Below are 22,555 nucleotides of genomic sequence, written 5' to 3' on the forward strand. Positions count from 1 at the left end.
CCCCGGATGAATTTTATAAAACCCATGGAATGCGAGTCCATGGCCCTGCATTCCCGCTTATTCCCGCTTATTCCCACTCGATCGTAGCTGGCGGCTTGCTGGAGATGTCGTAGGTCACCCGAGACACGCCTGATATCTCGTTAATAATGCGATTGGATACAATTTCAAGGAACTCGTAAGGCAAATGCGCCCAGCGAGCCGTCATGAAATCGATTGTTTCGACTGCACGTAACGCAATGACCCATTCATAGCGACGCGCATCTCCCACCACGCCGACAGAGCGGACGGGCAAGAACACCGCAAAGGCCTGACTGGTTTTCTGATAAAGGTCCGCTCTATGCAGTTCTTCGATAAAAATATAATCGGCGCGGCGCAGAATATCAGCATACTCCTTGCGTACCTCGGCCAGAATACGCACGCCCAGCCCTGGACCCGGGAAAGGGTGGCGATAGACCATGTCGTAGGGCAAACCCAGTTCCAATCCGATCTTGCGCACCTCATCCTTGAACAGTTCACGCAATGGTTCGACAAGCTCGAACGCCATATCGTCCGGCAATCCACCGACGTTATGGTGGGACTTGATGACATGGGCCTTGCCGTTCTTAGAACCAGCAGATTCGATCACGTCGGGATAGATAGTGCCCTGAGCCAGATACTTAACACCCTTGAGCTTAGTCGCTTCTTCATCGAAAACCTCGATAAAGGTACGGCCAATAATCTTGCGCTTCTCTTCCGGATCGGTCACACCAAGGAGTCTAGAGAGAAACTTATCCTGAGCATTAACGCGGATTACCTTGACGCCCATGTTTTCGGCAAACATGGCCATGACCTGCTCGCCCTCGTGAAGGCGCAACAGACCATTGTCAACGAACACGCAAGTCAGCTGATCGCCGATCGCCTGGTGCAGCAACGCTGCCACTACCGAGGAATCAACACCGCCTGACAGGCCGAGCAGCACATTGTCATCGCCTACCTGGGCACGCATATTGGCAATGGCGTCCTCGACAATGTTGGAGGGCGTCCACAGTGATTCACACTCACATAGCTCAAGAATAAAACGCGAGAGCATGCGCTGGCCCTGCCTGGTATGAGTCACTTCGGGGTGAAACTGCAGACCATAAAAATGCCGCTTTTCGTCGCCCATGGCCGCAATCGCGCAGCTCGGTGTACTGGCCAGAACCTGGAAATCCGCCGGCAACGCGATGACCTTGTCACCATGGCTCATCCACACGTCGAGACTAAGTTGACCATCGGCTGCTATGTGATCTTCTATGCCCGACAAGAAATCGCTCTTGCCGACTATATCAACCCGTGCGTAACCGAACTCGTGCTTGTCCGAGCCTTGAACCTTACCTCCCAATTGCTCCGCCATGGTCTGCATGCCATAACAGATACCCAATACGGGTACGCCAAGACTGAAAACGACCTCAGGAGACCGTGGCGATCCCGGCAGAGGAACAGACTCCGGCCCACCCGCCAGAATGATGCCCTTGGGGGCAAAGTTACGTATCTCACTCTCAGGCATGTCCCAGGCACGTATTTCGCAATACACGCCAATTTCACGCACACGCCGGGCAATCAACTGGGTGTACTGAGAACCGAAGTCCAGAATCAGGATGCGGTGGGCATGAATATCTTGATGGACCATAAGGCAGGTTCTCTGAAAGACGTTCTGTTAAAGATGGAATAACACTGTGTGCTGCAAGCTACTGGGCAGACGGAGTAATCGAAGGTGACCGGCATCATTGTCAGCCACCCCGATACATCAATGAAGCGCCGAATCAGCCAACCCGATAATTGGGTGCTTCCTTGGTAATCTGCACGTCGTGTACGTGGGATTCACTCATGCCGGCACCGGTGATGCGAACAAACTGCGGCTTGGTACGCATTTCCAAAATATTGGTGCAGCCGGTATAGCCCATCGACGCACGCAGGCCGCCCATCAGCTGATGGATGATCGCAACCAGCGATCCTTTGTAAGGAACACGGCCTTCGATACCTTCGGGCACTAACTTGTCGGTACCAGCGCTGGATTCCTGGAAGTAGCGGTCTGCAGACCCCTGGCTCTGGCCCATCGCACCCATGGAGCCCATTCCACGATAAGCCTTGTACGAGCGACCCTGGAACAGCTCAACCTCACCGGGAGCCTCTTCCGTCCCGGCGAACATCGAACCCATCATAACCACCGAAGCACCAGCAGCTATCGCTTTGGCCAGATCGCCGGAGAAGCGGATACCGCCGTCTGCAATAACCGGAACATCAAGATCCTTGAGCACTGCGGCGACATCGGCAATTGCAGAAATTTGCGGCACGCCTACACCTGCAACAATACGCGTGGTGCAGATAGACCCTGGACCGATACCGACCTTGACCGCATCAGCGCCCGCCTCGACCAGCGCCAGTGCCGCTTCTGCGGTAGCTATATTGCCGCCAACGACCTGAATATCCGGATAATTATCCTTCACCCAGCGCACGCGATCGATCACGCCGCGGGAGTGACCGTGGGCCGTATCAACCACCACCACATCAACCCCAGCAGCCGCCAACGCAGCAATGCGCTCAGGGGTATCAGCGCCGGTACCAACCGCAGCACCCACGAGCAAACGACCCTGATCATCCTTAGTAGCATTGGGATAAGCCCGGGCCTTTTCGATATCCTTGACGGTCATCATGCCTTTAAGATGAAACGCGTCATCGACAATCAGCACTTTTTCAATACGATGGCGGTGCAGTAATTCACGCACGGCTCCTGCGCTGGCGCCCTCTTTCACCGTAACCAGCTGATCCTTGCCCGTCATCACTTCGCGTACCCGGGCATCCATACGGGTTTCGAAACGAATATCCCTAGCGGTAACGATTCCTACCAGGTCTCCATTAGAGAGAACCGGCACACCGGAAATGTTATTCACGCGAGTCAATTCGACCAGCTCGCCAACCGAGGCATCTGCGTCTATGGTGATCGGATCCTTCACTACACCGGATTCGAATTTCTTCACCTTGCGGACTTCGGCAGCCTGCTGCTCGACGGTCATGTTCTTGTGAATGATCCCCATACCGCCTTCCTGAGCCATCGCGATAGCCAAGCGGGCCTCGGTGACAGTGTCCATAGCAGCGGAAAGCAGCGGGATATTGAGTTCAATGCGCCGGGTTAGCCGGGACTTGAGGCTGGCGTCTTTTGGCATGACCTCGGAGTATCCGGGTACAAGCAAAACATCGTCAAAGGTTAGGGCTTCTTGGCTGATACGTAGCATGGCAGGGCTCCCGAGCGGGAAAATGGAAGCAAGGCATTATACCCATTTCGGCCAGTACGCTCAATGGGTATTGCATTATGACGCAATTATTCTCTACAGCGGCTGCGCAGGCTAAGATGGCACACATGAATGATGATGCCCTGTTCCAACGCCTAACCAAAGAACGCGACGTACTCAGCGTCAGCCAGCTAAATGCGCGTGCCCGCAGCTTACTCGAGGACGTTTTCCCACAGATATGGGTCGAAGGCGAACTATCCAATCTAGCCCGACCCTCCTCTGGCCACCTGTACTTCAGCCTCAAGGACAGCAAAGCGCAGATCCGTTGCGCGTTCTTCCGCCAGCACGCCAGTCGTGTCCGCATACCGCTGAGTGACGGCCTGCAGGTACGTGTCCGAGGACGCGTAAGCTTGTACGAAGGTAGAGGTGACTATCAGCTGATTGTCGATAGCATGGAGTCGGCCGGAGATGGCGCTCTGCGCCTGGCTTTCGATGCCCTGAAAAGCAAGCTTCTGGACGAAGGTCTGTTCGCCACCGAGCGCAAACGACCGCTTCCCACACATCCCCGTCGAATCGGCGTAATTACCTCGCCAAGTGGCGCAGCCGTAAGAGATATCATCAGCGTGTTCGGCAGACGCGCGCCTTTCATAGAGCTGGTTGTGGTGCCCACCCCAGTGCAGGGCCGCGACGCTGCACCGCAGATAGTGCGTGCACTTGAGCTGGCTGACCGCAGCGACTTCGACGCACTTATCGTCGCCCGTGGCGGCGGCTCGTTGGAGGACCTCTGGCCCTTCAACGAAGAAATCGTCGCCCGTGCTCTTGCAGCCTGTAAAACGCCCACCGTCAGCGCCGTCGGACACGAAACTGACGTTTCTATCTGTGACTTCATCGCCGACGTGCGCGCCCCCACGCCATCAGCCGCCGCCGAACTGCTCAGCCCCGACCAGCAAGCCATGTTGCAACAGGTCGAACGGGCCAACCGCCAACTGCGCCAATGTATGCGCGACCGACTGGCTCGGGACCAGCTACGTCTGGACAACCTACGTCGCCGGCTGCGTCACCCCGGTGAACGCCTGGCCCAACAAGCCCAACGTCTCGACGACCTGGAGTTGCGCCTCAAGCGCGGCATACGCCAACACCTTAGCAAGCTTGGCCAGCGCAGCGAACGGCTGCAGGCGCGATTGCAGGCGCAACATCCGGGCAGACACCTGACTTTATTGCGTCAGCGACTTGACCAGCTCGACCAGCGTCTACCCCGAGCCATGACGCAAACACTGGCTCAACGTCGCCAGCGCCTGGACGGCCTTGCACAAACCCTCAACGTGGTCAGCCCACTTGCTACCTTGGGGCGCGGCTATAGCATTCTTTTCGACCTGCAAGGTAAGCCGCTACGCAGTCACTCCGACACCCGGCCGGGCCAACGTATCCAAGCTCAGCTAAGCGATGGTCGCCTGGCATTACGTGTAGAAGACAACCTTGATGCCCCCCACACCTTGCCACTGCTGGATTAAATCCGTGCCAATAAAACGATTTATTATGCTGGTATGCCTAGTCAGCCTGGCCGTTCCCGCCCAGGCCGAGGGCTTCATAACCCGCCTGTTGAACAAGCCGGTCCCCGGCGGCGTTGCCGTGGTTACCCTCCCCGAGCACACCGATGCGCCCCGTGCACAGTATCGCGAGCAGCCTCTGCTGGTCATTCGTGAAGATGGCCAGCGCTGGATTGCCATAGCTGGCATCCCCCTGACCGCCAAGGCTGGCACCGAACACATCGAACTGGAGGGCGGAAACCAAATCCCATTCACTATCAGCGACCGCGACTACCCTGAACAACATATCAAGCTGCAGAATCAGCAACACGTCACACCTGACCCGGAACACCTCAAACGCATCAATCGTGAGCTTGAGGAGCAAATCAGTGCGTACAAAACCTTCAGCGCCCGCCAGCCCAGCAATTTGATGTTCGACCGCCCCGTTAACGGGCCCCTTTCCAGCGCTTTTGGTCTGCGCCGCTTCTTCAACGGGGAAGAACGTAACCCTCACTCCGGCCTCGACTTCGCATCTCCAACCGGTACCTCGATCAAGGCCCCGGCCGCCAGCCAAGTCATTCTCGTCGGCAACTACTTCTTTAACGGCAAAACTGTCTTCCTGGATCACGGCCAGGGGCTGATAAGCATGTTCTGCCATCTATCGGCGATCGACGTGAAGGTAGGAGACGAGATAACCCGCGGTCAACACGTCGGCAAGGTCGGCGCCACAGGCCGCGCCACCGGGCCCCACCTGCACTGGAACGTCAGCCTGAATAATACCCGCGTAGACCCTTCTATATTCATCGGCGCATTCGTGCCGTGATGAAATTAAATCGCTGACCCTGACATATCGAGCCAGGCCGCGGCACAGCGAGAAGAAGCTAAACAAGCGAAAAATCAAGATATTCTGTTCACACCGATGCTAATTCAGCACACCTCCTGGCGGGGTGGAGAAGTGTCGATAACAGGGATTTTATCGTCAATCCTCCACAGATGGGTCCACGGCCTCTTTGCCACCCCGCCAGACTGGGAGCAACGGGCCCTGAACAACAGTCACTTTCTCGCGCGATCACCAACCGCGCAACAATCCCTCAAAACGCCTCGCCTAGAAAAATAAAAAAGCTAAAAATCGTAAAATGCTGACTATTTATGCCAAATTAATAAGACCAGTTGCAATAAAAACACACACCGTCTAACTTTTACTGCAACAACACCTCATTCAGCACCCGCCCAACTCACAAGGTAACGGGCCGAACAGGAAGCAGACCATGAGCATGCTCAAAGACCCCTCCAGCAAATATCAGGCATTCGAACCGGTAGACATCCCCGATCGCCAATGGCCATCGCGGACACTGACCGAAGTACCTATCTGGTGCAGCTCCGATCTGCGTGATGGCAATCAATCGCTGATCGAGCCCATGGATCCTGCACGCAAACTGAAATTCTTTCAGACCCTCGTCAAGGTTGGCATCAAGCAGATCGAGGTCGCCTTTCCGTCCGCCTCACAGACTGATTTTGACTTCGTTCGCAGTCTCATTGATGAAGGGCACATACCGGATGACGTCACCATCCAGGTCCTCACGCAGGCGCGCGAAGACCTGATCAAACGTACATTCGAATCCGTGCGCGGCGCAAAGAAAGCCATCATTCACGTGTACAACGCCACCGCGCCCAGCTTCCGTCGCATTGTCTTTAATCAGGATAAAAAAGGCGTGGTCGATATCGCCGTTAACGCCGCTACCCTGATCAAGCAGCTGGCCGCCGAACAACCGCACACCAACTGGACATTTCAGTATTCGCCCGAGATTTTCACCTCAACCGAACTCGATTTTGCCGTGCACGTATGTGACGCCGTCCTTGATGTCTGGCAGCCGACCCCCGACAACAAAGTGATTCTCAACCTGCCAGCCACAGTCGAGATTGCCACACCCAATCATTATGCCGATCAGATCGAGTGGTTTGGCCGCCACATCAGCCGCCGCGACAGCGTGCTGATCAGCCTGCACACCCATAATGATCGCGGAACCGGAGTGGCTGCTACCGAGCTGGGTCTACTGGCCGGCGCCGACCGCGTCGAAGGTTGCCTGTTTGGAAATGGTGAGCGGACCGGCAATGTGGATCTGGTCACTCTAGCGCTCAACTTTTATACCCAGGGTATCCATCCACAGCTGGATTTCTCCGATATAGATGCCGTACGAAAAGTCGTTGAAGAATGTAACCAGCTCTCCGTGCATCCACGCCATCCATATGTAGGCGACCTTGTTCATACCGCCTTTTCCGGCTCGCACCAGGATGCTATTCGCAAAGGCTTTGCTCAGCGCAAACCTGACTCAGTATGGGAAGTGCCCTATCTGCCGATTGACCCCGAAGACATCGGCCGAAGTTACGATGCCGTGATCCGAGTCAACAGCCAGTCAGGCAAGGGTGGCATCAGCTATCTGCTCGAGCAGCACTATGGCATCAGCCTGCCACGCCGCATGCAGATCGAATTCAGCCAGGTAGTCCAGGGCGAGACTGATCGCCTGGGGTTGGAAATGAACGCTGTGCAAATACATGACCTGCTCGATCGGGAATACATTCAGGCCAACAGTCCCTATGCATTGATTCGTCACCGGCTGCAGGAAGAAAATGGCACCAGCGCGGTAGACGTTGAAGTATTGAACCAGGGCGAGACACTGCATTGGCGTGGCCTGGGCAAAGGTCCACTCGGAGCTCTGGTGGCCGGGCTGCCAGTGTCTATCGAAGTGATGGATTATCACGAGCACGCGATTGGCTCGGGCGCCAACGCCAAGGCAGCCGCCTACGTAGAAATCCGTATGGACGGTGGAAGACCACTCCACGGCATCGGCATTGATGAGAACCTCACCACTGCCAGCTTCCGCGCCCTTTTCAGCGCGCTTAACCGTGTCCTGCGTCAGGCTGAAGCACAGGCCGCCTGAACGGTCGCCTGACATCCATAAATCAGTGCGCCGCTCGGTGAGCCGGCGCATCAGCTACCGATATGCTGCCAGTGACCCCTACCCCACAGGCACATCGCCTCTAACACCGGCTGCAGACTCGCGCCGTGATCGGTAATACGATAATCCACCCGTGGTGGCACTTCAGCATACACCGTTCGGCTAATCACGCCATTGCGCTCAAGTTCTCGCAATTGCTGGGTCAACATTTTTTCGGTGACATCAGGTACCAAACGCTTTAGTTCAGAAAATCGCAGTGGCTGCTGAAGAATGTGGTAAACCAGAACCGACTTCCATTTGCCGCCAATGACCTCAAGCGTTACCTCAATGGGCGTGTTGTAGACTTTCCCGTCCTGAACCAATCGCTTGCTTTGCGCACTATCGGCGGCGCACGTTTCACTGTCCATACTTACCTCTAGGTAGGTTACGTCCTAAATCGTACGTACTTGTCAAAAAGATTGCTACCCTCATAATGCATCACACATTCTGCACCCAATGGTGCACGTAACCTGGAGTCGCACCGCATGTCCCGATCCCCTCTTATGCTGCCAATCCGCCTAGGCAGCATTGATTTGCCGAACCGAGTCATCATGGCTCCGCTGACTCGCCAGCGCAGCAAGCAGCCCGGCAACGTACCATACGAGCTCAATGCAACGTACTATGCCCAGCGGGCCAACGCCGGACTGATCATCAGCGAAGCCGTACAAATCTGTCCAGAGGGACAGGGCTACGCGTGGACGCCAGGCATCCATAGCGCAGAGCAGATCAGTGGCTGGAAGAACGTGACTGAGGCCGTACATGACGCCGGAGGCAGGATGTTTTTGCAACTGTGGCACGTTGGGCGTATCTCACATCCCTTATTGCAGCCCAATGGAGTAGACCCAGTCGGCCCCTCAGCTATTCAGGCCAAAGCTGAATGCTATGTACAGGAAGCCGATGGCAGCCACCACAAAACGCCAACCGCCATGCCCCGTGCACTCGAAACCAGTGAAGTGTCCGATGTTGTCGCCGCTTACGCCCAAGCCACACACAATGGACTGGATGCAGACTTTGATGGCGTGGAAGTTCACGCGGCAAACGGGTATTTACTGGACCAGTTTCTCTGCTCCAACAGCAACCAGCGTACCGATGAGTACGGTGGCAGTCTGGAAAACCGTGTGCGTTTGGTGCTCGAGGTGGTCGATGCAGTCATCGCCGCTACCGGTGACAGCGGCCGGGTCGGCATCCGGATTTCACCTATGGGCACCTTCAATGGCGTTGACGATGCCAATCCCCGGGAAACCTTCAGCCATTTGCTACGCGAACTGAACAGCCGCGATCTGGCTTATGTGCATGTGAATCGTCCAGACTGGGTTGGTGGTACCTTTGAAGGCTTCGATTCGCTGCTGCAGGCCCTGCGCGATCTGTATGACGGCCGCCTCATTCTTGCCGGCGGTATGACAGCCGAATCTGGCGCTGAGATTCTTGAAGACGGTCTCGCGGACATGATCGCCTTTGGTAGACCCTACATCGCCAATCCTGATCTGGCACTACGTATCAAGGTCGGTGCCAAATGGAATGAGATCAACCCTGCCACTTTGTATGGCGGTGCAGAAGAAGGCTATACCGATTACCCAACAATGAAGTAAGCGCTAGCGCACAAAAAAAGCCCGGCCTCGGCCGGGTTTTTTGTATACGAAGTACATCAATCAACTGATTGATTTGAACATCAGCGCTTCTTGTCTTTGCTCTTTTTCGTTTCTTTCTTGTGGTGACTCATCAAACGCCGCTTCTTGTTCACCTGTCGGTCGGTCAAACCGGTCTTGCGATCAGCAAAGGGGTTTTCACCACCTTTGTATTCCACTCGAATTGGCGTGCCCGCCATGCCCAGTACCTTGCGAAAGGTATTTTCCAGATAACGGGTATACGACTGCGGTACGTTGTCGACCTGGTTGCCGTGCACCACGATAATCGGCGGATTGGAACCGCCAAGGTGGGCATAGCGCAGCTTGATTCGACGACTGTTGACCACCGGCGGTTGATGATCAGCAACCGCGTCTTCGAGGATTTGCGTCATGCGATTGGTTGGCACCTTGGTCATCGCACTGGCAAAGGCCTTATCGACTGACTTGTAGAGCAGGCCCACACCACTGCCATGCAGTGCCGAGATAAAGTGCAGATCGGCAAACTGAGCAAAAATAAGCCTTCGTTGCAGCTCGATTTTCACAAAGTCCTTTTCCCGCTCGTCCATGCCGTCCCATTTATTCACGGCAATCACCAGCGCCCGACCCGCTTCCAGAACAAAACCCAGTAGATGCAGGTCCTGCTCAACAATACCGTCACGGGCATCGACCACAAAGATCACCACATTGGAATCTTGGATCGCCTGCAGTGTCTTGATCACAGAAAACTTCTCGACCGCCTCAAACACCTTGCCACGCTTGCGGACACCTGCAGTGTCGATCAGCGTGTAGGGCTTCTCATAGCGCTCATACGGGATATAAATACTGTCCCGGGTAGTACCTGCCTGATCGAAAACCACTACTCGATCTTCGCCCAGCATGCGGTTTACAAGTGTCGACTTGCCCACGTTAGGACGTCCGATCACCGCGATCTTGGTACCGATCGCCTCCACAATGCGGCGCGCTTCAGGCTCTTCACCGTCAGCCAGCGGCTCTACGGCGAGGCTGCCAATTCCCTCTTCACCGAGCACTTGCTCGAGCATTGGATTGATATTGCGACCATGCGCCGCCGCAATACCGATTGGCGAACCCAGACCGAGCTTGGAAAATTCACCCTGAATCGAGTCTTGGTCAGCGCCATCTATCTTGTTGGCAATCAGGTAGGTGTGCTTGTTACGTTTACGCAGATGCTCAGCAATCAGCTCATCAGCCGCCGTTCTACCCGCTCGGGCATCAACCAGAAAGAGCACCGCATCGGCCTCTTCGATGGCCTGCAGGGACTGGCCGGCCATGATCATATCAAGGCCCTGTTCGTCACCACTGATACCACCGGTATCGACCAGAATGAACGGCTTGCCCTGCCAGCGCGCCTCTCCATACTGACGGTCACGGGTTAACCCGGCGACGTCGGCAACGATAGCGTCACGACTTTTGGTCAGACGATTGAATAACGTGGACTTGCCGACATTAGGCCGCCCCACGAGGGCGATTACAGGAACCATGATAACTCCGCGCACGAGTAGTCGTGCAATAAACGAAAACGGCCGCTACGCCCGTTTTCAAGGGACAGCGGCCGGGAAAGTATAGCTGTTTCAGGACTTAGCGCAGCTTCAGCGCCACCAAATTGCCGCTATTACCGTATACATAAAGTGTATCGCCCAGCGCAATCGCTGGAGCCCGAACACCCTTGCGGTCAACCCGGATACGACCAACCAGTCGCCCGTCCGTTTGTGCCAGCAGATGCACATACCCATCGTAATCGGCCACTGCAATATAGCTGCTGAAAGCGACTGGTGCAGTCAGACTGCGACGAAGAAAGCTATCGTTGGTCCACAGCAACTCGCCGCGTGTACGGTCAAGCGCTTCAACCTGTCCATCAGCAAGACTGATATAGACGCTACCAAAACCTTCACCCGCGCCAACCAGGCTGGAGGCATCATGCTGCCAGCGTACGCTCCCGGTATTGATATCGACTGCCGCGAGTGCACCCTGATAGCTGGTGACATAGAGCGTTTCATCGACCAGCAACAGTTGCCCATCGATATCGACCATCCGCTCAAGCTCAGTCCGGCCCTGTGGCTTACCAACTCGCGCGTCCATGACCGGCAGACCGCTATCAGCCGCCAAACCGACAACACGCCCACTGGATAACCCGGCAAACACCCGTCCCTGAGAAATCAGGGGGGTACTGTGACCACGGACGGTCAGTACCGGCACGCTTGATTCGTATATCCAGCGTTGTGAACCGTCACTGATATCCAGGGCTGTAATTTTATCGTCGAGGGTTTGTACCACCACCACGTCGCCGTTGGTCTGCGGCGGAGCCAGGATTTCACTGGAAACCTGGGCGCGCCACATCTCGCTACCATCTTCCTCATCCAGTACGATCACTTCACCGTCAAGGGTACCGACCATCACCCGACCGCCACCCGTACCGACGGCACCGGACATACGCTCTTTGAGTTTGACCTGCCATACAACGTCGCCAGTCTCCCGGTCCATGGCCACAACACGACCCTTAGCGTCTCCCGCATAGAGCGTCAGACCATCAAGAGAGGGCGCCAACTGATTATATAGCTTGCCCTGGCCAACTCCGATATTACGGTCCCAGGAGCGCTCGATTTCAACTTCGGCAGTAAAGTCTTCCAATTCTACCGGAGTCAGATCTTTCTTGCCGGAACTACTGCACCCTGCAATCAGTAGGGCAGCCATAGTCAGGGCCACATACGGGAACTTCAGGTTCACTAGGCTTCCTCCGCCAGATCATCGAGCTTCAACTGTAACTGCGGACGCGACTTGGGATCCTCGAGTGCCACCAGTGCAGCCTGATAGGCAGAACGCGCATCGGCCTCACGGCCCAAAACGAGCAGCAGATCACCCCGGACCTCTTCCCGGCTAGCCAGCAGAGCGCCGGTCACATTACCGCTAAGCACTTCCAATCCTTCCTCGGCACGATCTTGCGCAGCCATTACCCTCGCCAGACGCTGACGAGCAACCTCTTCAAGCACAGGATCACCGGCATCAGCAACGATCGTAGCCAGCAGTTCCTCAGCACTAGCCAAATCTTCTGCTTCGACTGCAAGCCGCGCCTGCATCAGTGCGGCAAATTGGGAATAGCGCGTAGCGCCATATTCGTCACGGATCTGCTCTGCGAGCTCGGCACCCCTTGCACGTCCCTGCGACTCGCTATTACCGAGCACCGCTTCAAGCATCGACTGATACAGCGCGGATGCCTCGGCTGCCTTGTTGTCCTGATGGTTATTCCAGCCCTGCCAGCCGAATACACCTGCCAGCGCAATGACTACACCCGTGAGCAAAGGCACGCCGTGGCGCTTCCACAGCTCCTTGATCTTCTCTACCTGTTCTTCTTCTGTCTCGTACGTCACCCCAGACTCCTTGCCTGATCCAAGCGGTTGATGCCGCTCACAACAATTGTTTTAAACGCGCCGGCAAACCATGCCAGGCAATATTTTCCTGCTGCGCGTCGCTGCGCAGCGGCTTGATTCCAATCTGCTCTGCAGTGACTTCATCTTCGCCCAGGATCAAGGCGAACAATGCACCGGACTTGTCAGCTTTCTTGAACTGACTCTTGAAGCTACCGCCACCACAATGCACGACCAGTCGAAGCCCGGGCAACGCATCGCGCAACTGCTCGGCAAGGCGAAAACCCGCTAGCGCAGCGCCATCGCCAAGCGTAACAAGGTAGACATCCACCTGACGGGTCAAGTGCGAAGGAACGCAATCCAGAGTCTGGATCAACAGCAAGAGACGTTCTATGCCCATAGCAAAACCAACAGCAGGAGCCGGCTTACCACCTAACTGTTCGACTAGACCATCATAACGGCCACCCGCACAGACTGTCCCTTGTGAGCCCAGTTTGTCTGTCACCCATTCGAACACTGTCAGCCCATAATAGTCCAGCCCGCGTACCAGTCTTGGGTTGATTACATAGGGCACTCCGGCGGCATCGAGCAGAGCCCGTAACCCCTCAAAATGGGTCCTCGCATCCTCGTTCAAAAAATCAACGAGACGTGGTGCATCGGCCAGGAGCGCCTGAGTGGTCGGATTCTTGCTGTCCAGCACCCTCAGCGGATTGCTCTCGAGTCGCCGCTGGCTGTCTTCATCCAGCTGATCAAAGCGTTCGCGCAAATACGCGACCAGCTCCTCACGATAGCGACCGCGATCTTCACTGCTGCCCAGACTGTTGAGCTCCAGGGTGACCGCATCCTGTAATCCGAGCTGCTTCCACAGACGCCAGCTCAACAGAATAAGCTCGGCGTCGATATCAGGACCGGTAATGTTGAAGGTTTCCACACCGATCTGATTGAATTGTCGGTACCGGCCTTTTTGCGGCCGCTCATGCCGGAACATCGGTCCGGCATACCAGACTTTCTGGCTCACTCCACCGCCAATCAAACCGTGCTCAAGCATGGCCCGTACACTGCCTGCAGTTCCCTCCGGACGCAGGGTCAACGAATCACCATTTCGGTCAGCGAAGGTATACATCTCCTTCTCGACAATATCCGTCACCTCGCCAATGGAGCGCTTGAACAGCTCGGTGGACTCGACGATCGGCATACGCATTTGCTGGTAACCGTAACCTGTGAGCAGATCTGCCACAGTACGTTCAAAATACTGCCACAGTGCACTATCGGCAGGTAATACGTCGTTCATGCCGCGCACGGCTTGCAAGGTCTTCAATGCTTCTTTCCTTAATCAGCCACGGGCGATGGTGTTGGCATCCAGCGCCTGTTTGGCAGCAATCTTGTCGCGAATAAGCTTTTCCAATGTATCGACAAGATTAGCATTGTCGACCTTCTGGGATGGCGTCCCTCCGACGTAAATCAGGTTGTTCGGGGACGCCCCGGCGAGCCCGATATCTGCCACCTTGGCTTCGCCCGGCCCGTTCACGATGCAACCAATAACCGCCACGTCCAGCGGCACGACCACGTCTTCAAGTCGAGATTCAAGCTCGTTCATGGTCTTGATCACATCGAAGTTTTGCCGCGAGCAGCTCGGGCAGGCAATAAAATTGATGCCACGAGAGCGCAGATGCAGCGATTTGAGCAGATCAAAACCAACCTTGATCTCCTCAACCGGGTCGGCGGCTAAAGAGATGCGTATCGTATCGCCGATCCCTTCGGCCAGCAGTAAACCCAGACCCACTGCTGATTTAACCGTACCCGAGCGTAGGGCACCGGCTTCGGTAATACCCAAGTGTAACGGCTGCTCTATCTGCGCCGCGAGCAAGCGGTAAGCATTCACCGCCATGAAAACATCTGACGCTTTGACGCTGACCTTGAAATCCTGAAAATCCAGCTTGTCGAGATAATCGACGTGACGAAGTGCAGAGTCGACCAAAGCCTGAGGTGTAGGCTCACCATACTTCTTCTGTAAATCCTTTTCTAACGAACCTGCATTGACGCCAATACGTATCGGGATCCCGTTGTGACGTGCGGCATCAACTACTGCACGAACCCTGTCTTCGCGTCCGATATTACCCGGATTAATCCGCAGACAATCCACGCCCAAGTCCGCGACACGAAGCGCTATCTTGTAATCGAAATGAATATCCGCAACCAGGGGCAGTGTAACCAACTTACGGATTTCACCGAAGGCTTCAGCCGCCTGCATACTCGGTACCGACACCCTGACAATGTCTGCGCCCACTGCCTGCAACTGATTGATCTGAGCCACCGTGGCGGCGACATCACACGTCTCGGTATTGGTCATACTCTGCACAGAAATAGGCGCATCACCGCCTACCAGCACAGAGCCGACACGGATTTGCCGCGAGACCCGGCGTTTAATCGGAGATTCGTGGTGCATCGCGCTCCTCCTGTCAGCCCAGACGCAGGCGAACAACGCCTGACGCTCTGGTACCTTGCGTGTCTACTGGCTCACCATTGAAAGCAATCAATGACACCGCTTCGACGGCGCCAATCACAATGTCGATGGGACCCTGATGGTCAAGCGTGAGTGTTTGGCCCGCCTGCATCAATGCGCTGTGAAGCACCTCGCCACCCGGGGTGGTGACCTGCAGCCAGCAATTACCACTGAACAGCATCTGCAAACCTTTGCCGACGGCCAACATCTCGTTAGCAGCAGTAACGTCAGATTCTGAAGTACTACTGTCTGCTGAAACCTGTGGCGGGATTGGCGCTGAGGACCCGATTTGAGTCTGAGCTGGAGCTCCCTCCGTGGGAATCTCTAACGCCGGCAAATCAGAAATTGCAGGCGCATCCTCTTCAGTCACGGTGGGCGCAATCAGCGGATCGGACGAATCGCTCGGAAATACGGACGATTCCTCGGCAAAACTCTCAGGCAAAGACATGGCATCGACTTCGACCTCATCGATAGACTGCTCGGCAATGGTGGAGACATCCTGACCGGAAGTTTCAGGTTGGCTGTCGTACCACCACAAAAGGATAGACGCCAGAACGGCAATCGCGACGATGACTGTGGTCCAGGTCACCAACATGCCACTGATCTTCCCTGGATGGCTTAGCTTATCGATACCACTGACTTGCTGCTCCCGGACTTCGACACCCCGATAACGGTCATATTCCAGCACCAGCTGGTTGGCATCTAGACCCAGCAGCCGCGCATAGCTGCGAACGTAACCCCGCGCAAAGGTATCACCGGGCAAATTCTCAAAACGCCCAGCCTCCAGGTGGATAAGAATCTTTTCTGGCAGGCGCAGGCTCGCAGCCACTTCGGCCGTACTAAGCCCCTTGGCCTCCCTGTCGACTTGCAGGCTGGCACCCGGATTGTGTGTGCGTCCGCCGGCCTGTCGAGTTTCATCAGTCGGCGTTATTGCGTCTCGCTGGTCTGTACTCATGATTGGTCTGACGCCTTCATTTCTTTTGCTTCAGGACTGGCCGGATAGAGGCGGCGTAGCTGCAGCGCATAGCTTGCAGCCCGATTGTGATCTTCAAACCGCCTTGCCAGCTGAATACCGAGCCAGAGGCTCTCGGCGCTTTGTCCGGAAAACTCGGTGAAACTGCGATAATAGCCCCACGCGGGAACGAAATTCTGCTCGGCAAACTCGATCTTTGCCATTTGCAGCAAAGCCAGAGGCTGTCGGCTGTTAAGTCGCAATGCACGCTCAAAGCTGGCTTTTGCCTGTTCCAAGCGATCCATGCGTTGATAGGTCAGCCCGATATTTTCAAACACCCTCGACCGTTCCCCATACAGGGTATCCTTAGAGGCCTTTTCGAAATAACCCAAGGCTTCGTCGTAACGTTCTTCACTGAGCAGGAAAACCCCATAATTGTTCAATATTCTGGGATTTCCAGGCTCACTGGACAGCGCATCCCGGTAGTGTTTATCAGCGGATGCGGTTTCGCCTTCCTGCTGAAACACCATCGCCAGAGCCAGATGAGCCGAAGCCGACCGCGGATCAAGTTTCAACGCCTCACTCAGCGGTGCCTTGGCGCTTTCGGTTTCGCCTTCCTGCAAATATCCCAAACCCAGCTGGATATAGGCATCTCGCCCAGCATCTGCATCAGGCTTGCGTTTTTGTGGTTGGTCACTGGTAGTCACACATCCAGTCAACGCAAAAGCGCTTAAAAATGCTGCCGCGATCATCATTTTTTTCATCACAATCGATCCTCGGTTGGATGCTTTACCGGTTAACGCTTGAGGCCTGTGCCGCTTCGGGCAGCCCATCAACCGGCAACTCTCTGAGAGCGATGTAGCGTTCGCTGCGGCGGGTACGATCCATTACCTGCCCAACCAACTGGCCACAAGCGGCATCAATATCTTCACCACGGGTGGTGCGCACGGTGACGTTATAGCCCGCTTTGTGCAGCATATCCTGAAAGCGGCGGATGCTGTTGTTACTTGGCCGCTCGTAACCCGAGTGGGGAAACGGATTAAAGGGTATCAGATTGATCTTGCAAGGCGTTTCACGCAGCAGTTCAATCATCTCCTCCGCGTGCTCCGGCTGATCATTGACGTCCATCATCATGGTGTACTCGATGGTCAATACGCGCTTCTCACCCAACCTGGCCATATAGCGATTACAGGCGGGCAACAGCACTTCCAGCGGATACTTCTTGTTTAGCGGCACTAGCTGGTTACGCAATGCGTTGTTCGGTGCGTGCAACGACAGCGCCAGCGCAACATCAGTGAGCTCACCGAGTTTCTCGATCATTGGCACAACGCCCGAGGTCGACAGCGTGACCTTGCGTTTGGATATACCGTAACCAAGGTCATCCATCATCAGCAGCATCGCATCAAGCACGTTGTCGAAATTCAACAGCGGCTCGCCCATGCCCATCATCACCACATTGGTGATCGCACGGTCTGACTTCGTTGGAAGATTCCCAAACGACTTTTTGGCGATCCAGACCTGGCCGATTATCTCTGCCACGGTCAGATCACTATTGAATCCCTGCTTGCCGGTAGAGCAGAAGCTGCAGTCAAGCGCACACCCCGCCTGGGAGGACACACAGAGTGTGCCCCGACCATTCTGCGGAATATAGACGGTCTCCACACAGCTGCCAGAGGCAACCCGGATGACCCACTTGCGCGTGCCATCCTTGGAGATATCTTCGCTGACCACTTCCGGCGGACGAATCTCAGAGCAGGCTGCAAGCTTCTCGCGCAAAGCCTTGCTGACATTGGTCATATCGTCGAAATTATCGGCGCCCAGATGATGAATCCACTTCATGACCTGACCGGCACGGAAACGCTTTTCTCCTAGAGTCTCGAAGAAGGCTTCCATTTTCGGCTGAGTCAGACCCAGCAGATTGATTTTGCCGGCGGCATTGGTTGTAGCAATCACATCATCACCTTGGTGTCGAAAAGCATTCTCAGCTGCGCGAGCAGAGATCAGTTTCAGCAAAGAAATAACCGATCTCGCGGGCCGCAGACGTGGTGGAATCAGAACCATGCACTGCATTAGCGTCGATGGACTCGGCGAAGTCAGCGCGAATGGTGCCGGCCTCAGCTTCCTTAGGATTGGTTGCGCCCATCAATTCACGGTTCTTCAACACGGCGCCTTCACCTTCAAGCACCTGAACAACGACAGGACCGGAAGTCATAAAGCCAACCAGATCCTTGAAGAAAGGACGCGCGCTGTGCTCTGCGTAGAAGCCCTCAGCATCAGATTGGGACAGCTGCACCATCTTGGCAGCGATGACGCTCAAGCTCGCCTTTTCAAAACGGCTAATGATCTGGCCTACGACATTCTTGGCGACGGCGTCGGGCTTGATGATGGACAGGGTACGTTCTACAGCCATGGAAAACACTCCAGAAAAATAAAGGTAGATTTAGATTTTATGCGTAATTGTTAACCTGCGGATTATACGCAGATTGGCAGCAAATACATACCGGCCGGCGTATTCACCAGTGCAGTAGCAGCGCCTGATGCACTCACGCGTTCTGGCGCAGCCGCGGGACGACAGTGCACAGCACCTGCGCAGCGCGCTTTACCTCATCGGCAGTAGTAAAGCGTCCGAAAGACAGCCGCAGCGATCCCTGAGCAAGTGCATTGGACATACCCAGCGCGCGCAATACATAAGAAGGCTCAACCGACGCCGAGGTACAGGCCGAACCCGAAGACAGCGCCAGGTCTTTCAGCGCCAGCAACAGCAACTCGCCATCAACATCGGCAAATGCAAGATTGAGATTGTGCGCAATACGCTGATCGCTGCTGCCGTTGAGGAACACATCCGGCAAATCGGCCAGACCCTCCAACAACAGGTCGCGCAGCTCGGCGATACGCTGGCTTTCTTCATCCATAAGAGAACCCGCTAACGCAAAGGATTCGCCCATGCCAACAATCTGATGGGTGGGCAGGGTACCCGAGCGCATACCCCGCTCATGGCCTCCACCGTGTATCAGCGCCTCGATTCGCAATGCGGGATCACGGCGAACGTATAAGGCACCTATACCCTTAGGACCATAAGTCTTGTGAGCGCAAAAGGACATCAGATCAACCGGCAGTTGATGCAAGTTGATCGGTAACTTGCCGGTAGACTGGGCCGCATCAACGTGCATCAACGCACCACCTGCCTGCGCCACCGCGCCTAAGCTGGCGATATCGTTAATCGTGCCGATCTCATTGTTTACATGCATCAGCGACACCAGGGTGGTGTCTTCGCGCATCGCCTGCTGCAATTGTTGCGGCGTAATAATTCCGTCCGCTTTGGGCTGAAGCCAGGTAACTTCGAATCCCTCGCGCTCTAGCTGATGAAAACTATCAAGCACCGCCTTGTGTTCGATCTGCGAAGTAATCAAGTGCCGACCCCGCTCCGCCCGGCAGTGCGCGGCACCCTTGATCGCCAAATTGTCAGATTCGGTCGCCCCCGATGTCCACACGATCTCCCGCGGATCGGCACCCACCAGATCAGCCACCTGGCGCCGCGCTAATTCCACCGCCTCTTCAGCTTTCCAGCCGTATATGTGAGAGCGCGACGCTGGGTTGGCAAAGTTACCATCCAGAGTCAGACACCCCATCATTTTCTCGGCAACCTGAGGGTCAACCGGCGTTGTGGCGGCATAATCGAGATAAATCGGCAACATCAGTTTTATCCTATGAGCGACCGGCACTGCCGATATCTGCGGATTTTGATTCAACACTATCGACTTCAGCTTTAAGCAGATCGAAGTCCTCGCTACCCAGCGTGGGTAGGTCCTTGGCGCAGTAATCGCTACCCAGCTCACTCAAAGCATGGCACATACCCTCAATACGACCGTCGACGGCCTGCATGTGATCGAGCATCTGACCGATCGCCCGGGCCACTGGATCAGGCGTGTCGCGGGTCACGCCATAAGCATCAAAACCCAGTTTCTCGGCCATCGCCTGCCGCTTGGCACATTGATCATCACCGCTCTTGTCAGATTCTTTGATAATAACCCGACCCGGGATTCCAACAGCAGTTGCACCGGCCGGCACAGCCCGGGTGACAACCGCATTGGAGCCGATTTTCGCGCCAGCACCAACCGTGAACGGACCGAGCACCTGAGCGCCCGCGCCCACCACCACGCCATCTTCCAGCGTAGGATGGCGCTTACCCTTGTCCCAACTAGTACCACCGAGAGTAACGCCTTGATACAAGGTGACGTCGTCGCCAATTTCTGCAGTTTCGCCAATCACTACACCCATTCCGTGGTCAATAAAGAACCGCCGTCCCAGCTTGGCGCCCGGATGGATCTCGATTCCCGTTGCCCAGCGAGAGAAGTTTGACACCATCCGCGCCACCAGCCGCGCATTACGCATCCACAGCGCATGGGCCAAGCGGTGGAGCCAGATCGCATGCAAACCCGGATAGCACAGCAGTACTTCCGCCGTACTACGAGCTGCCGGGTCCCGGTGGAATACACTGGCAATATCTTCCTTCATGCGCTTGAACATGTTTAACGTCTCCGCTCACCGATCGCTTTCACACCGATGGCTTTTTGAGTTTCTGTCAAAATACCGCGCAGGATATTCATTTCCATCCGGTTGACCCGGATGCGCCCATAAAGACGTCGCAAACGAGGCATCAAGTGCCTAGGTTGATGCGGGTTAAGAAAGCCGATTTCAACCAGCACTCGCTCCAAATGGGCAAAATACTGCTCCATATCATCGGCAGTGGTAGGCATCTCGTTCGCCGTGGAGCTTGTCTCGACCTTCTGGACGCTTGTTGGCAAGCTTTGGCGCTGCAGAGCAAGCATGCGCAACTCGTAGGCGACTACCTGCACAGCAGCAGCCAGATTGAGGGAGCTGAAGTCCGGATTGGACGGGATATGCACGTGAAATTGACAGCGTTGCAGCTCATCACTGGTGAGACCCGAGTCTTCTCGTCCAAACACCAGCGCTACCTGAGCGTCCGGCAGCTCGGCCAACTGGTCGAGGATTTTGTGCGCCGCTTCCCGCGGGTCGACTACTGGCCAGGGAATCCGCCGATCACGGGCGCTGGTGCCCAACACCAGAACACAATCTGCAATCGCCTCTTCGAGAGTATCGACGATCACAGCGCCAGCCAGAACATCATCGGCACCAGCCGCGCGGGCACCCGCATTCTGATCAGGGAAGCGCCGCGGCTCAACCAGTACCAGCCGGGTTAGCCCCATGTTTTTCATCGCGCGGGCCGCGCCGCCGATATTACCGGGATGACTGGTATTCACCAGAACCACACGAACGTTGTCCAGCACGTAAGCACTCCAAGATCATTGCGCCGGTTGGCGAGGAACCGCTCATCTTACAAAAGCCAGAAGACAAAGGCCATGATGCATTCATGTTGGCGGGCTTATCTGATACAATTTCCGGCTCTTCAAATCCCCCTATTCAGAGACACCAGTATGCAGCCCATGTTGAATATCGCCCTGCGCGCCGCACGCAGCGCAGGAGAACTGATCTATCGCTCGGTCGAGCGGCTTGACGTTCTGACCGTCAACGAGAAAGAGGCCAACGATTATGTAACCGAAGTTGACCGGGCTGCAGAACAAACAATTATTGGACATCTGCGCAAAGCCTTCCCGAACCATGGCATCCACGCCGAAGAATCCGGATTTCAGCCCGGCCACGGCGATGGGGCTGACATCGTGTGGATTATCGATCCGCTGGATGGGACCACCAACTTCATACGGGGCATTCCGCACTATGCAGTCAGCATTGCCTGTAGGGTGAAAGGACGTATCGAACACGCTGTCGTACTGGACCCGGTCCGCCAAGAAGAATTTACCGCTAGCCGTGGCCGTGGTGCATCGCTCAATGGCAAGCGTCTGCGCGTCACCTCGCGCAAGACCTTGGACGGCGCCCTACTCGGTACCGGATTTCCATTCCGCCAGAACCAGATGGAGTCACTGGACAACTATCTGGGCATGTTCCGCAGCCTGATCGGCCAGACCGCCGGCATCCGTCGCTGCGGCGCAGCCAGCCTGGACCTGGCCTACGTCGCCGCCGGCCGCTATGACGCCTTCTGGGAAGCAGGCCTGGCCGAATGGGATATGGCAGCAGGTAGCCTGTTGATTCAGGAAGCCGGCGGACTGGTCAGCGACTTCACCGGAGACCACCACTTCATGGAGAAGGGCCACATAGTGGCGGGCAACCCCAAGTGCTTCAAAGCCGTACTCACAGCTATCCAACCGCATCTGACACCCGGCATGAAACGCTGAATCGATGCAGACCAGACTGATGCGTGACGCCGCGTAAAGCCCCATAAAAAAAC

General features: G+C 55.7%; 20 protein-coding genes. 5 read left to right on the forward strand and 15 right to left on the reverse strand.

Annotation, left to right across the window (positions count from 1 at the left end):
- Positions 1 to 67 precede the first annotated feature (67 nt).
- Together guaA and guaB are read right to left on the reverse strand one after the other, a co-directional pair.
- The gene (gene guaA, locus ACJAXR_RS02245) at positions 68 to 1,648 is read right to left on the reverse strand and encodes a glutamine-hydrolyzing GMP synthase (protein WP_415056623.1); all 1,581 of its coding nucleotides are present in this window, start codon (positions 1,646 to 1,648) and stop codon (positions 68 to 70) included.
- A gap of 133 nt (positions 1,649 to 1,781) precedes the next feature.
- Positions 1,782 to 3,251 carry an IMP dehydrogenase gene (guaB, locus tag ACJAXR_RS02250; protein ID WP_415056624.1) on the reverse strand — a complete coding sequence of 490 codons (1,470 nt, stop codon included), beginning with the start codon at positions 3,249 to 3,251 and terminating at the stop codon, positions 1,782 to 1,784.
- A 116-nt stretch (positions 3,252 to 3,367) separates the two neighbouring features.
- Between guaB and xseA the strand changes: the two genes are divergently transcribed.
- From xseA to leuA, 3 genes are all read left to right on the forward strand, one after another.
- Positions 3,368 to 4,759 carry an exodeoxyribonuclease VII large subunit gene (xseA, locus tag ACJAXR_RS02255; RefSeq protein WP_415056625.1) on the forward strand — a complete coding sequence of 464 codons (1,392 nt, stop codon included), beginning with the start codon at positions 3,368 to 3,370 and terminating at the stop codon, positions 4,757 to 4,759.
- A 10-nt stretch (positions 4,760 to 4,769) separates the two neighbouring features.
- Positions 4,770 to 5,597: a peptidoglycan DD-metalloendopeptidase family protein gene (locus ACJAXR_RS02260; protein ID WP_415056959.1), complete on the forward strand. Its 828-nt coding sequence runs from the start codon at positions 4,770 to 4,772 to the stop codon at positions 5,595 to 5,597.
- Positions 5,598 to 6,042: 445 nt separating this feature from the next.
- A complete protein-coding gene (leuA, locus tag ACJAXR_RS02265; protein WP_415056626.1) occupies positions 6,043 to 7,713 on the forward strand; it encodes a 2-isopropylmalate synthase in 1,671 nt (556 codons plus the stop codon).
- Positions 7,714 to 7,763: 50 nt separating this feature from the next.
- Here leuA and ACJAXR_RS02270 read toward each other — a convergent pair whose 3' ends face one another.
- Positions 7,764 to 8,138, reverse strand: coding sequence for a winged helix-turn-helix transcriptional regulator (locus ACJAXR_RS02270; RefSeq protein ID WP_415056627.1), 375 nt, complete (start codon positions 8,136 to 8,138; stop codon positions 7,764 to 7,766).
- Positions 8,139 to 8,255: 117 nt separating this feature from the next.
- Here ACJAXR_RS02270 and ACJAXR_RS02275 point away from each other — a divergent pair, with 117 nt between their 5' ends.
- Complete coding sequence (locus ACJAXR_RS02275) at positions 8,256 to 9,359, forward strand: alkene reductase (RefSeq protein WP_415056628.1); 1,104 nt, start codon at positions 8,256 to 8,258, stop codon at positions 9,357 to 9,359.
- Between the two features lie 80 nt (positions 9,360 to 9,439).
- Here ACJAXR_RS02275 and der read toward each other — a convergent pair whose 3' ends face one another.
- The 12 genes from der to trmJ form a co-directional block, all read right to left on the reverse strand.
- Positions 9,440 to 10,894 (reverse strand): ribosome biogenesis GTPase Der, encoded by a 1,455-nt coding sequence (gene der, locus ACJAXR_RS02280; protein ID WP_415056629.1) that lies wholly within the window; start codon positions 10,892 to 10,894, stop codon positions 9,440 to 9,442.
- Positions 10,895 to 10,991: 97 nt separating this feature from the next.
- A complete protein-coding gene (gene bamB / locus ACJAXR_RS02285; protein ID WP_415056960.1) occupies positions 10,992 to 12,104 on the reverse strand; it encodes an outer membrane protein assembly factor BamB in 1,113 nt (370 codons plus the stop codon).
- 32 nt (positions 12,105 to 12,136) lie between these two features.
- Entirely contained in the window at positions 12,137 to 12,778 is a 642-nt protein-coding gene (locus ACJAXR_RS02290; RefSeq protein ID WP_415056630.1) for a YfgM family protein, read from the reverse strand.
- A gap of 37 nt (positions 12,779 to 12,815) precedes the next feature.
- Positions 12,816 to 14,093: a histidine--tRNA ligase gene (gene hisS, locus ACJAXR_RS02295; protein WP_415056631.1), complete on the reverse strand. Its 1,278-nt coding sequence runs from the start codon at positions 14,091 to 14,093 to the stop codon at positions 12,816 to 12,818.
- 15 nt (positions 14,094 to 14,108) lie between these two features.
- Complete coding sequence (ispG, locus tag ACJAXR_RS02300) at positions 14,109 to 15,221, reverse strand: flavodoxin-dependent (E)-4-hydroxy-3-methylbut-2-enyl-diphosphate synthase (protein ID WP_415056632.1); 1,113 nt, start codon at positions 15,219 to 15,221, stop codon at positions 14,109 to 14,111.
- Positions 15,222 to 15,234: 13 nt separating this feature from the next.
- Positions 15,235 to 16,233: a RodZ domain-containing protein gene (locus ACJAXR_RS02305; protein WP_415056633.1), complete on the reverse strand. Its 999-nt coding sequence runs from the start codon at positions 16,231 to 16,233 to the stop codon at positions 15,235 to 15,237.
- Positions 16,230 to 16,994, reverse strand: a complete 765-nt coding sequence (gene pilW, locus ACJAXR_RS02310) for a type IV pilus biogenesis/stability protein PilW (protein ID WP_415056634.1) — start codon at positions 16,992 to 16,994, stop codon at positions 16,230 to 16,232. The genes ACJAXR_RS02305 and pilW overlap by 4 nt, the downstream gene beginning before the upstream one ends.
- Before the next feature lie 25 nt (positions 16,995 to 17,019).
- Positions 17,020 to 18,183: a 23S rRNA (adenine(2503)-C(2))-methyltransferase RlmN gene (rlmN, locus tag ACJAXR_RS02315; protein WP_415056635.1), complete on the reverse strand. Its 1,164-nt coding sequence runs from the start codon at positions 18,181 to 18,183 to the stop codon at positions 17,020 to 17,022.
- A gap of 28 nt (positions 18,184 to 18,211) precedes the next feature.
- The gene (gene ndk / locus ACJAXR_RS02320) at positions 18,212 to 18,640 is read right to left on the reverse strand and encodes a nucleoside-diphosphate kinase (protein ID WP_415056636.1); all 429 of its coding nucleotides are present in this window, start codon (positions 18,638 to 18,640) and stop codon (positions 18,212 to 18,214) included.
- Between the two features lie 133 nt (positions 18,641 to 18,773).
- Positions 18,774 to 19,928, reverse strand: a complete 1,155-nt coding sequence (locus ACJAXR_RS02325) for an IscS subfamily cysteine desulfurase (RefSeq protein ID WP_415056961.1) — start codon at positions 19,926 to 19,928, stop codon at positions 18,774 to 18,776.
- A gap of 7 nt (positions 19,929 to 19,935) precedes the next feature.
- Positions 19,936 to 20,757, reverse strand: coding sequence for a serine O-acetyltransferase (gene cysE / locus ACJAXR_RS02330; protein WP_415056637.1), 822 nt, complete (start codon positions 20,755 to 20,757; stop codon positions 19,936 to 19,938).
- Between the two features lie 2 nt (positions 20,758 to 20,759).
- Complete coding sequence (trmJ, locus tag ACJAXR_RS02335; protein ID WP_415056638.1) at positions 20,760 to 21,539, reverse strand: tRNA (cytosine(32)/uridine(32)-2'-O)-methyltransferase TrmJ; 780 nt, start codon at positions 21,537 to 21,539, stop codon at positions 20,760 to 20,762.
- Between the two features lie 147 nt (positions 21,540 to 21,686).
- Between trmJ and suhB the strand changes: the two genes are divergently transcribed.
- Positions 21,687 to 22,502: an inositol-phosphate phosphatase gene (gene suhB, locus ACJAXR_RS02340; RefSeq protein ID WP_415056639.1), complete on the forward strand. Its 816-nt coding sequence runs from the start codon at positions 21,687 to 21,689 to the stop codon at positions 22,500 to 22,502.
- Positions 22,503 to 22,555 lie beyond the last annotated feature (53 nt).

Source organism: Halopseudomonas sp., assembly GCF_047631575.1.
In the GTDB taxonomy this organism is placed as follows: Bacteria; Pseudomonadota; Gammaproteobacteria; order Pseudomonadales; family Pseudomonadaceae; genus Halopseudomonas.